At 60.8% G+C, this 12,005-nt stretch carries 11 protein-coding genes; 5 read left to right on the forward strand and 6 right to left on the reverse strand.

What is annotated here, in order from left to right; translation table 11 throughout:
• Positions 1 to 7 precede the first annotated feature (7 nt).
• From F4U95_RS02040 to F4U95_RS02050, 3 genes are all read right to left on the reverse strand, one after another.
• Entirely contained in the window at positions 8 to 2,491 is a 2,484-nt protein-coding gene (locus F4U95_RS02040; protein ID WP_120253314.1) for a TonB-dependent receptor, read from the reverse strand.
• Positions 2,492 to 2,573: 82 nt separating this feature from the next.
• Positions 2,574 to 3,473, reverse strand: coding sequence for a FecR family protein (locus F4U95_RS02045; RefSeq protein ID WP_161600360.1), 900 nt, complete (start codon positions 3,471 to 3,473; stop codon positions 2,574 to 2,576).
• On the reverse strand, positions 3,470 to 4,045 hold the full coding sequence (locus F4U95_RS02050; protein ID WP_120253316.1) for an RNA polymerase sigma factor: 576 nt from the start codon (positions 4,043 to 4,045) through the stop codon (positions 3,470 to 3,472). The genes F4U95_RS02045 and F4U95_RS02050 overlap by 4 nt, the downstream gene beginning before the upstream one ends.
• 124 nt (positions 4,046 to 4,169) lie before the next feature.
• On the opposite strand from F4U95_RS02050, the gene F4U95_RS02055 reads away from it, so the two are divergent.
• Positions 4,170 to 5,666 carry an alkaline phosphatase D family protein gene (locus F4U95_RS02055; protein ID WP_120253317.1) on the forward strand — a complete coding sequence of 499 codons (1,497 nt, stop codon included), beginning with the start codon at positions 4,170 to 4,172 and terminating at the stop codon, positions 5,664 to 5,666.
• A gap of 75 nt (positions 5,667 to 5,741) precedes the next feature.
• On the opposite strand, the gene F4U95_RS02060 is transcribed toward F4U95_RS02055, so the two are convergent.
• A complete protein-coding gene (locus F4U95_RS02060) occupies positions 5,742 to 7,823 on the reverse strand; it encodes a catalase (RefSeq protein ID WP_120253606.1) in 2,082 nt (693 codons plus the stop codon).
• A gap of 494 nt (positions 7,824 to 8,317) precedes the next feature.
• On the opposite strand from F4U95_RS02060, the gene F4U95_RS02065 reads away from it, so the two are divergent.
• The 4 genes from F4U95_RS02065 (at position 8,318) to F4U95_RS02080 (ending at position 9,875) form a co-directional block, all read left to right on the forward strand.
• On the forward strand, positions 8,318 to 9,031 hold the full coding sequence (locus tag F4U95_RS02065) for a Crp/Fnr family transcriptional regulator (protein WP_120253318.1): 714 nt from the start codon (positions 8,318 to 8,320) through the stop codon (positions 9,029 to 9,031).
• Positions 9,032 to 9,084: 53 nt separating this feature from the next.
• Complete coding sequence (locus tag F4U95_RS02070; RefSeq protein ID WP_120253319.1) at positions 9,085 to 9,273, forward strand: hypothetical protein; 189 nt, start codon at positions 9,085 to 9,087, stop codon at positions 9,271 to 9,273.
• Positions 9,274 to 9,484: 211 nt separating this feature from the next.
• A complete protein-coding gene (locus tag F4U95_RS02075) occupies positions 9,485 to 9,742 on the forward strand; it encodes a hypothetical protein (RefSeq protein ID WP_120253320.1) in 258 nt (85 codons plus the stop codon).
• 7 nt (positions 9,743 to 9,749) lie between these two features.
• Positions 9,750 to 9,875: a DUF2256 domain-containing protein gene (locus F4U95_RS02080; protein WP_120253321.1), complete on the forward strand. Its 126-nt coding sequence runs from the start codon at positions 9,750 to 9,752 to the stop codon at positions 9,873 to 9,875.
• On the opposite strand, the gene F4U95_RS02085 is transcribed toward F4U95_RS02080, so the two are convergent.
• Both F4U95_RS02085 and F4U95_RS02090 read right to left on the reverse strand, forming a co-directional pair.
• A complete protein-coding gene (locus F4U95_RS02085; protein WP_343032310.1) occupies positions 9,865 to 10,770 on the reverse strand; it encodes an extracellular catalytic domain type 1 short-chain-length polyhydroxyalkanoate depolymerase in 906 nt (301 codons plus the stop codon). The two genes, F4U95_RS02080 and F4U95_RS02085, sit on opposite strands and share 11 nt — an antisense overlap.
• A gap of 504 nt (positions 10,771 to 11,274) precedes the next feature.
• Positions 11,275 to 12,005 (reverse strand): amidase family protein (locus F4U95_RS02090; RefSeq protein ID WP_246171464.1); only part of this gene is annotated, 731 nt, incomplete at its 5' end.

Consider the following 12,005-nt stretch of genomic DNA (forward strand, 5'->3'; position numbering starts at 1 on the left):
GCCGGTTTTAGAAGCTCATGCGAACGCCCATCGCATAGGTGGCGGGCGCACCGACCATACGCGACGCGCCGTTCATTTCGGGATAATAGACTTCGTCCGTGATGTTTCGGCCCATGGCATAGATCGACCAGCCATGCGGCGATTCCAGCTCGATCCGGGCATTGAGCAGCGTGTAAGCCGGCGAGGTATTGCCGACGACCGCGTTCAGGCGGTTCGATTCCTTGCCATGATGGAAGATGTTGGCGCGGCTCTTTAGCACCCAGCCATCACCGAAGCTGTAGCTGTGGACGAGGCCCACCCGGCCGGTCCATTTCGGCGCACCGGGCAGCGGATCGCCGACAGTTGCGGTCACATCGGCGATGCGGTTGGAATTAAACTCGGTGATCTTCGAATAGAGATAGGTGCCCGATGCGTCGAAATCGAGTTTGTGCCCGCCGCTGTTCAGCAGGTTGACGTCCAGTGCGGCTTCGAAGCCGCGGGTCTTGGCCTTACCGACGTTTGTGCGGCCGTTAGTGTCATTGTCGAGGCGCGTCGTCGCCTGCAGATTGTCGAAATCATTGGCGAAGGCGTCAAGCGACAGACGGATCGGCCCTTTATAATAACGCACGCCCGCTTCATAAGCCCAGACCGTCTCGGACTGGAACGGCTCCGTCTCGGCCAGCGTCATGATCGAAGTGCCATCAAAGCCGCCCGAACGATAGCCGCGCGCGACCGACGCGAAGACATTCAAATCGTCGGTGATGAACCACTGCGCGGCAGCACGGCCTGACAGGTCGTCATCCTTGAACTGCTTGTCCCACTGAAAATTGGGCGTCGTCGCGAAAAATGTGGCGTAATTGGATATGCCCCAGGGGTTATCGTCGATGTTGCGGCCCTGCGAATCCACATCGTCCTTGGTATAGCGCAGGCCCAGCGTCAGCTTGATCTTGGGCAACAACTCATAATCAGCCTGACCGAACAGCGCGGCGCTACGGCGGCGCTGATTATGGACATTATGATAGATGGTCCGCGCGGCCCAGCTGGTCCATTGGCTTTGATAGTCGATCTTGTCGCTCATGTAGAAGCCGCCCACCAGCCAGTTGAAGCGCCCCTGCTGTTCGTTGCGCAGGCGCATTTCGAGCGATGCCTGGCTCAGATCTTCGTCGAACAGATATTCATATTGGGGATAAGGCGTGCCGTCGCCGTTACCACCGATATTGCGCTGGCTCGACTGCCAGCCGGCGACCATGTCGAAGCGGGTGGTGTCGTTCAGTAAGTGCGAAAATTGCGCGGACGCGCCTTTGATGTCGATCCGTTGCTGAAAATAGGCTCTCGAATAGAAGCTGTAGGGATCATTATCTTCGCCGGCATTGAGAACGCTGCTGTCCTCCGCTGCGCTGATGCGGTCATATTGACGAGCATCGCCACGGTCACGACTGGCAAAGGCCTTCAGCGTCAGACTCGTATCTGGACCGAAATCGATATCCACCGTACCGCGCGCGGCGAACAGATCCTTGTCGCCAAAGCCCTTGCGTGCGCCAGGGTCGTTGATCGCAGGCACCTGTCTCTGGACCACGCCGCCGACGCTCAGTTGCGCGCCCGCCAGATCGCCCGCGCCCTTCCCGTTCATGAAGCCGCCGCCCTGATCGGTCATCACTGCCAGTCGCACGCGCATATTGTCGCTGACCGGACCGCCGATCGCCGCTTCCGCGCGCAGGCTGTCATAGCTGCCATAACGCACATCGGCATAGCCGTCGAACGTGTCGCGGCCGCCGCGCGTGATCGCGTTGACGACGCCGGCCGTGGTGTTGCGGCCATAGAGAGTGCCCTGCGGCCCACGCAGCACCTCGATCCGCTCCAGATCGAACAGAGGCATGCCCAGATAGGCGTTGGAGCTTTGATAGACGCCGTCCACATGAAGGGCGACCGACGGGCTGCCGTTGGGCTTATAGTCGTCGGCGCCGCCGATCCCGCGGATGGTCAGCAGGCCATAGCTTTCGCCGCCCGTGCTGTAGTTGATCGACAGGCCCGGAACTTCATCGACCAGACTGGCGAAATCGGCAATCTTGCGTTCTGCCGCTTCCTCGCCCGAAACGACGGTGATCGCCTGCGGCACTTTCGACAGGTCTTCGACCCGCTTTTGCGCCGTGACGATGATATCGCCGCCGCCCGCAACGCCCGCCCCCGCTTCGGCAGCCGACAGATCGGTCGGCGCCTTGGCGACGGCGAGGGAGATCATCGCCGCGCCCTCGTAGGAAATGGCCACGCCTCGTCCGGCGATCAGGCGGCGCAGCGCCTCGGCACGGGAAAAGCGCCCCTTGAGCGCGATCGAGCGGCGACCGGCGATGGCGTCATAGGGGAAGACCATCTGCACGCCGGCCTGCCGACCGAACTCGTTCAGCGACGTCGCCATATTCTGCGCCGGGATGTTGAAGGCGATAGCGCGATCGCTCGCGGCACTGGCGGGCGCCGCGGCGAGGATCAAGGGTAGTGCGACGACATGAAAACTCATTATTGCCCTCCGATGGAAGCGTCTCTCGGAGGATGGGATGGGTGGGCGCGGCACGACCTCTATCGCAGCTGCAAAAAAATTATCAGCCGGCCGTGAGGGTAATGGCGCCATTTTCGCTGCGCTGCGATCGGATGCCGAACGACGCATGCAATGCGGTCAGCAGATCATTGGGGTTGGTGGTCGTAAAACGCCCCCCCAGCCGAATGCGCGACAGCGCCGGATCGGCGATGACGATCCTGGGGTCGAGATAGCGATTGAATTCGGCCACGACGAAGTCGAGGCTCTCGCCTTCGAACACCAGTTGCCCATCTTTCCAGCTGCGCGCCCGGTCCAGCGCTACCGGGTCGGCCGGTCCGATAGCCACGTTCTGGCCGATCACGCGCGCCATCGCCCCTGCTGTAAGTCCATCGCCCCGCACGCTATCGGCCATGCCATTCAACACGAGAAAGTTGAAGGATTCAGGTTGCTGTCGCGCATTGAAGCTGCCGGCGCCGAGTGTGAATCGTGCGCTCCCTGCCTCCAATGTCAGCTTGCCGCGCAGCGAAGCCGGAACCGTAAGGCCGATCTCGCCACGCTCCAACCAGATGCGGCTGTCCCCCTTGTCGATCCGCCAACTGATCCGCGTGCCCGTATTAAGTTCGATCCGGGTGCCGTCGTCCAGCACCAGCGCGCGCCGTTCACCTATCGCGGTTTCGGCATGTTCGCGCGCAGTGGCCCGTACCGCCAGCAGCGCGCCGGCGACCGACGCCCCACCAGCCAAGACGCCGGCGCGCAACATCCCACGGCGGTTGATGGCGGTGGGCGCCGGTTCGGCCGGACGGTCCTCGACCGCGCGTAGACGCTCCACCTGCTCAAAGGCATGGGCCACCTGGGCAAATGCGATGGCATGGCGGGGATCGGCCGCACGCCATTGTTCGAAAGCCTGCGGCGTGACCGAGCCTGCATCGAGCGCCGCCAGCCAGCCGGCGGCTTCCTCCATCATTTTCTCTGGTGTCGGTGGCGTTGCCATAAGCGCGAAAACGGGACCCTTTCTTCCTGCGGTGGCGCTTCCTGCATCGCATAGGCAAGAATGGCCAGCCCTTTGGCAAGATGCTTCTCTACAGTAGAGACCGACAAACCCATCCGCACCGCTATATCGCCCGGCAATAATCCTTCGATCCGCCGCATCTTCACCACCGCGCGCGCCTGTGGCGGCAATTGCTCCATCAACGCGATCAGCCGTGCCAGCTCCATATTGCCCGATAGCACTGCAAATTGATCCGGCGCGCTATCGGCAATTTCCATCGCCTCCATATCGGCCAGATGCTCGAACCGGACGATGGTGGCGCGACGATGACGTTCATGCGCCAGATTGCGGATGATGGTGAGGACGAAGCTGCGGGGATTGACGATCTCGCGATGATGCGACGCATTGATCGCGCGAGCATAAGCCTCCTGCACCAGATCCTCGGCCTCGGCCGTGGGGACCAGCCGAGCCGCCTGCCGCCGGAAAGCGACCCGGTGCGGCAATATCTCATCAATGAACCAGCGGTCTACATCCCTCAACCAGGTCACGGCGGCTTCCCCCTTCGGATGAGCGGGGCGGTTAGCCAGTCGGCATGACAATATCGGGACAATATCCACATTCGTCGGGGGCCGCTGTCGCATTACTGTCAAACGCCGCCGATAGGGCCGCCCGATGCAAGCCCCTCCCTGGCATCGCCGCGCCGTGCTCAGCGCCATTGTCGCGCTTGGCGCCACGCCGCTCCGGGTGCTCGCCGCCCCCTTCACTGCGCAGGCCGACCCCTTTGCGCTCGGCGTCGCCAGCGGCGATCCATCCCGCGACGGCTTCGTGTTGTGGACGCGCCTCGTCGGCCCCGACGCCCACCCTCTTCGGGCCGGATCGATCCCGGTCCGTTACGAGGTCGCCGAGGATGAAGGATTTCGCGACATCGTCCGCACCGGCGAATTGAACGCGCATCCCGAGGCGGCGCACAGCATCCATATCGAACTGACCGGACTACGACCGGGGCGACCCTATCATTATCGCTTCCATGCGCTTGGCGCGACCAGCCCGGTCGGGCGCACCGCCACCGTGCCGGACCGCACCGACCGGTTGCGGCTGGCGCTCACATCCTGCCAGCATTGGGAATTGGGATGGTTCGGCGCCTATCGCGACATGCTCGCGGGCGATCCCGACCTGATCGTGCAGGTCGGCGACTATATTTACGAAACATCCTATCCCGACCAGCCCAAGGTCCGCGACTTCGGTGCGCCCGAACCACGCGATCTGGATGGGTACCGCGCCCGCTACGCCCTCTATCGCACCGATCCGGATTTGCAGGAAGCGCACCGGCGCGTGCCCTGGCTCGTCACATGGGACGATCATGAGGTGCTGAACGATTATGCCGCGCTCGCCAATCGAGAGGGGCTACCTCCCGAAATTTTCGCGGCGCGGCGAGCGGCGGCCTATCAGGCCTATTTCGAACATATGCCGATCCGCCCCAGCCTGTGGCGCTCGATGGCCAGCCCGCGCCTCTATCATGGGGTGGACTGGGGCGAGCTGGCATCGCTTTCCATGCTCGACACGCGCCAATTCCGGTCCAGCCCGCCATGCGCGGCGCCGTCGGTAGCCCGCAACGTCCGGCTCGATCATTGCGCCGAACGCTTGGCGCCCGATCGGACCATGCTGGGACAGGCGCAGGAGGCATGGCTGGCTCAGCGCCTTTCCCAAGAGCGGCGCCCTTGGACTTTATTGGCGCAGGGCGTGTTTTTTGCGCCGTTGGCGCTCGATGGCGCGGGTGACGCCGTCTATAGCGACCAGTGGGACGGCTATGCCGCAGGCCGCTCGCGGCTGCTGGATCAGCTGGCCCGGCCCAATGTCCGCAATCCCCTAATTCTAAGCGGCGACGTCCACAGTTTTTGGCTGAACGACCTGCATCGGGCGGATGGCACCCCGCCAGTGGCGACCGAAATCGTCACCTCCGCCCTTGCTGCCCAATCGCCGCCAGCCGGCCGCTTCGGCGAGGTTCGCGCCAATAACCCCCACATCCGCTTTCATGACCTGGACCATAGCGGCTATGTCCGCATCGAGATCGAACCAACGCGACTCGTGGCACAATGTCGTGCACTGGATCTGAAATCGGCCCGGGCAAAGCCCAAGATCCTGCAACAGGTGGAACAGGATATCAGGTAGGCGACGACTGCATCTGGCCCGGCTAAAAAGACATGAGCGACCAGGCGTTAAACTGATCGCTCATCATGTCTTCTCTCAAGCCAGCATACGCAGCGATGGTTCGCGGTCATAGAAGCGGAGAGCCGCCGCCTCGACGAACGCTGCATCGACCCCTGTGACGCCCGCGTCGGGCACCACGCCGGCCTTGTCGAGCAAGGGCTGCGCTGTCTCATTCGCGCCAATCGCCTTGAGATGGCCAAAGGCGTTCATCACAAATTCGACCGCCGCGCCTTCGTTCAGCAGCGTCGCGCAGCCCTCCTGCGACACTATGATCGCCACGGCATCGAAAATCTGACTCGGCGATCCTGCCAGCTGACCATCGGCCTTCTGCTGCTTGCCGTTGGAGAGCTTTGCGCCACCGACTTTGGGCGCGACGACAACAGCCTTGCCCTTGGCTTTTTCTACTGCCGTGACGATTGCTGCCAGTTCGTCGGCATCGCTGCCGTCCGCGATCAGAATGCCGACTTTGCGCCCCTCAAGCGTCGCCAGCATATTCTTATGGATCGAAAGTGCGTCCGAAGGCGGCATGTCGATCGGCTCCTTGGCGGCGGGCGTCTTTTTCGGCAGATCGATCCCTAGGCCGTCCGCAACCCGGCTCGCCAGGTCTTCGTCCACATTGCGTAGATTGGCCACCATCCGGCCGGGCACCTGATCGAGCTGTGCCACCTTCGAGAGTTCGAACACGAAGGACGAAGCGATATGGGCCTGTTCACTGATCGTCTGTGAACGGTAGAATAACCGCGCCTGACTGTAATGATCGGCGAAGGCTTCCGCCCGCACGCGCAGCTTGTCGCCGCTCTCTTCAGCGCCAGTGGCGGCATTCGCCGTTACAAAGCCGACGTCCGGGCTTTCGCGCGGTCCACCTTCCTCGCCATGCGCCGCCAGGCTGTTGGGTTCATAATTGGCACGGCCCTTGGGCACCATCGTCTGCATTTTTCCGTCTCGCTGGAAATTGCCGAACGGACAGCGCGGTGCGTTTACCGGGATCTGATGGAAGTTGGTGGTGCCAAGCCGTGAATTCTGCGTGTCCAGATAGGAGAAGAGCCGGCCCTGAAGCAGCGGATCGTTCGAAAAATCGATGCCTGGCGGAACATTCGAGGGCAGAAATGCGACCTGCTCGGTTTCGGCGAAGAAATTATCGACATTGCGATTGAGCGTCAGCGTGCCGATCAGGCGCACGGGCACATCCTCTTCCGGGATGAGCTTGGTCGCGTCGAGCACGTCATAGGGTTGCGCCTCGGCAAACGCCTCGTCGAACAATTGGATACCCAGATCCCATTGCGGGAAATCGCCGGCGTCGATCGCCTCGAACAGGTCGCGGCGCTGATAGTCATTGTCCGCCGCCTGAAGCTTCAGCGCTTCGTCCCAAATGGTAGACTGAATCCCAAGTCGGGGCTTCCAGTGGAATTTCACGAAATGGGCTTCGCCCTTTTCATTGACCAGCTTGAATGTGTGGACGCCGAATCCTTCCATCGTGCGGAAAGAGCGCGGCAAGGTGCGGTCGGACATCGCCCACATCAGCATGTGCGTCGTTTCGGGCATCAGCGAGGCCCAGTCCCAGAAAGTATCATGCGCGCTCCCCGCCTGGGGATAACCACGATCGGCCTCCATCTTGACCGCATGGACGAGGTCGGGAAATTTAAGCGCATCCTGAATGAAGAAAACCGGGATGTTGTTGCCCACCAGATCCCAATTGCCTTCGCGCGTGTAGAATTTGACGGCAAAGCCGCGCACATCGCGCGGCGTGTCGACGGACCCCGCGCCGCCCGCCACGGTCGAGAAGCGGACGAAAACCTCGGTCTTCTCGCCTTTGGTGAAGACAGCGGCCCGGGAGAGGTCCGATATGTCGTCGGTCGCCTCGAACACGCCATGGGCGCCCGATCCGCGCGCATGGACGATACGTTCAGGGATTCGCTCATGATCAAAGTGGAAAATCTTCTCGCGAAGGACGAAATCCTCCAGCAGCGTGGGTCCGCGCGATCCGCTCTTCAGCGAATTCTGATTGTCGGAAACCGGCACGCCATGATTGGTCGTGATAACGGCCGTATCCAGGCTTTCGGCAGTCTGATGGGTTTCGCCGCCGATCGTCTTGCCGCCGGATTTGGGTGTCTTGGCCATTTGCGTGTCGCCTTTCTGCATATCGTTCAATCGCAATGAGGCGGATCATATTTTTCTGTCACGACGCGCCTGTCGTCTGCGCATCGAAGGTCCGTCACTGCTGTTCGAGGCATTGGCCGACAAGATCGACCCAAGCCTTCACAACGCGTCAGACACAGTTTGTTCACCGCCAAATCATCCACCCGATCGATTTTCCTGTGGCGGCTTGATCTGGGTTTACTCAATCCGCGATGCGCCAAGCATCAGGGCCGCTATTCACGCGGCTCAAATCCATGATATTCGTGACTTCCCTAGCGAATATGGACCTACCGAACGGTCCGGGCGTTAGCCCGCCATGTTAGGATGGAGAGAGGGGACTGCGGGCGGTGGATCTTTCGGACATCGATCGGCCTATCGCTGATCGCTTCAATCTGCCTTGTCGCGCTCGCTATAGACTGCGCATAATGCTTCAGGCACTTCGCGAACGCAGGCCTATGGAGTAAGGAAGATGGCTTATGGCGATTTTCAACGATTTTCTCCGTGACCGCCGCCGGGATGAACTGTCCTCAGAAGACCTCCAAGCGCTGGAGGCGAGCGTTCATGCCGTGCAAAATGTGCCTGCACGCCACAGCCTTGCGATTTCCAAGCAACCGATCGGCGTCAGCACCTATCTGATCGAAGGCTTTATATGCCGCTATATGGATGATCGGGAGGGTGTGCGCCAATTGGTGGCAGTGCATGTTGCAGGGGATTTCGTCGACCTGCATGGATATCCGTTAAAGCGGCTGGATCACGACGTCGCAACCTTGGGCCCGTGCAGGATTGCGCTTGTTCGCCACGAGGCCATCGACCAGTTGGTGAGGGACCGGCCCAATCTGACGAAGCTGCTGTGGTTCAGCACCCTGCTCGATGCGGCCATGCACCGCGAATGGATATTCCGTTTGGGTCGCCTGGATGCAGTCGCCCGTGTCGGCCATTTTTTCTGTGAAATCGAAGCCAAGCTGCGTGCCGTGGAACTGAGTGACGGCAGGCAATTCTCCTGCCCGCTGACTCAGGCCGACATAGGCGAAGCGTGCGGCATGACATCGGTCCATATCAACCGCATGCTGAAGGAACTGCGGGAACGCGGGCTGATGCATATGCAGCGCGGGCGGGTGACCATACTGGATTTGCCGGCGCTGCGGCGCCTGAGCGAGTTCGACCCCTCCTACCTGTTCATAGGGGAGTGAGGGAACCGTCTGTCTTCGCAAGCGTCCATCGCCAGTGGAATGGTGGAGAAGCTATGTCTCAAGCATATGTCTATGAAGAAGGCGGGAAGGCCTTTGCTGAAGAAGGCCAGGTGATGCTTGACGGACCGGATGGTGTGGCGGTCAGCATGACCCCCGATGCCGCGGAAGACACCGCCAGAGAACTGCTACGAGCAGCTTTGGAAGCACGGAATCAAATTTCACCGGGTGATCGCGATCCATGACCGTCTTCCCACGTCGGAAATAGGAGTGGACTGACACAATGTCCCGCACCCGTCGCGGCACTCCAACCCTCCCGGCACAGCGATGAGGCTGTTGAATCAACTTGCGCCGATGCGATAGTCGGCCGGCGCAAAGGCCCTATTTCCTGCGTTGACCGGAGAACCAAGATTGCACATGAGCGACGCATAGACTGAGAATTGCCGAGGAATAGCTATGGAACAGGATTATGCGCATGGCCGCCGGGATGGTCTGCGACTGGCACTGTCGATCCTGGCGGCAGAAGAGGCGAAATGGGCAGCGTTGCTGGGCGAGAGCCGATCTTGGCGTACCAATGCGACGCGCGAGGTGCGGCATAAGACATTGATGGTGGCGCAACAGCGACTGCGTACCGCGCTAAACCGCCTCACACCCAAATCCGATCACGCCATCGACCCCGAGGTTGCGACGGTGCTCGAGAAAATTGGACTGTGATCCTGTCATGGCCCACCATAAGTTGAAGCGGCCTTCGAATATCTGCCCCGGTTGCGAGCGAGCATTCTCGTCGCGCAAAAAATGGGCGAGGGATTGCGGGCGAAGTCAAATAGAGCCGCCATCTATCGCATGAGACCGGCCGCCCGGAGCGCGTCGTGGATAATCTTTTCAACTCCAGCCTTCCCCGATATGGTCGGGCGCGAAGGTTCGGATGGCGACGGTTCCAGACGGCTTATCCTTGATACCGGCAGATTTGGGCGTTCCTTCAGAGTTTCCCCAGCCGATTGCGCTTGGGCGCGCTCCGCCTTAGTCTCTAGCAAACCCCAGGCAGACGCTATGCGACGCGTCGAAGAAATTCCCGCCTCCAGCATATGCGGCATCACTACGCCGCAAGCATCCTGCCCGGTCGTGGCCAGCGGGGTGCCATGGCCCATATTGGCAATGCGATAATCCTCGATGAGCGGGCGTCCCGCTGCATCATTCCAGGCCCGGCGGCGATGGCCGGCTATTTGTTCCGCCTCGTGCGGTGCCGGCTCAAGGCCATGGACTGACAGCCATTGGGCGAGGATCGCATCCGCATTGGCGCTGCTGACCGTCGCGTCGGCGCTGCCATGCCATATCGAAATGCGCGGCCAAGGACCATGATGGTCCGACGCATGACGCACCCGGTCACCCATATCCTTCGTACTATAGCTTCCTGGCGCCCGCATCGCTTCCAGTGCCTGCGGGACATTGGAAGCCGATCCGTGCGGCAAGCCGGCGATGATCGCACCGCCAGCAAAGAGTTCCGGATAACTAGCCAACAGCACCGACGTCATCGCGCCGCCGGCGGAAAGGCCGGTCACGAATATGCGGGACGGATCGATATCATGAGCATCGATCATCGCCACGATCATCTGACGGATGGACAATGCTTCGCCCCGGTCGCGACCATTGTCGGTGGGAGAGAACCAGTTGAAGCAGAGATTGGGGTTGTTGGCGCGCTGCTGCTCAGGAAACAGCAACAGAAAACCATGCTCATCCGCCAACTGCGACTAGCCCGAACCGCGATCATAACCGCCAGCGCTTTGCGTACAGCCATGCAGCACGACGACCAAAGCGGGCCTTTCGGCAATGCGAGCGGGAACATGGATTTTTGCGTTCAACGCGCCGGGGTTGGACCCGAACGCATTTAAGTCATGCAGACGGCTTGCCCGGTCGTCATCGGCGTGGATGGAATGATGCCCTCGCATTGCGGCAAGTCGAGCGAGCGTGACGGATAATCTGGCCACACGATAGTCTCCTGTCTTGCGACCATGACGGTTTGATACCGGGATGATCCGTTTATGCTGCACTGCACAATATGGATTTCCTGGTCGGGCTTACAAGGCGCAAAATCTATCTATCGGATGAACCGCCGCCATGGAGCGGATAGCAATTTGACAAAAAATCATAAATCGGCGGAGCGAGGCATCTCCGATAGAAAACCTCTTCCGTCAGATGTTCCGCTTGCCGACTCTCCTCCAGAAGGTGGCAGACAGGCCGCCCGTCATCTAACCATTCAAGGCGGATGGCAAATTGGCGGCGATCCAGAGCGACGCTTTTTCATAGGCATGCCCGACCTGAAGGACGGCAAGGTCGCTATGGCGCTTCCCGATGATCTGGAGGCCGATCGGGAGTTTCAAAGCTCCGCCGAATCCGGCGGGCACCGCAAGCACGGGCAAACCCGCCATCGTTGCCGGCAAGGTGACTTCCATCCAGCGATGGTAGCTGTCCATGGGCTTCCCGGCGATCTCCGTCGGCCAGCGTTCCTTGACATCGAACGGAAAGACCTGGGCTGTGGGCAGTACCAGAAAGTCGTATTTCGCGAATGCAGCTTCGAACGCCTGATAGATACGCGATCGACCGGCGGACGCGACGGCCAGTTGCGGGCCGGTCAGTTTCATGCCGCCTTCAACTTCCCATATCGCTTCCGGCTTCATCAGCGCGCGTTTGGCTGGATCGTCATAAAAAGCCTGCAAATCCGCGCCGACCGACCAGAAGCGCAGTGCAACGGCGGTGCGCCACATATCCGCTGCAGGCTCGGACAGCGTGGCTTCCTCGACTGTCATGCCGATCGCTTCAAAAGCCTTGAGCGCTTTAGCAGGTTGCGGAAAAAGGCTCTTTCCTTGAGCCGCTTGAGGTGATTCAGACGCCTTCAACTGAGGTTGAAGGATTTGAGATGCGGGGCGGCGATTACCGGAGCGAAGGGTTGTTTTCCTACGTGAGCTGCGAAGCTCGGGTT

The sequence above is a fragment of the Sphingobium limneticum genome (assembly GCF_008710165.1).
GTDB lineage: Bacteria > Pseudomonadota > Alphaproteobacteria > Sphingomonadales > Sphingomonadaceae > Sphingobium > Sphingobium limneticum.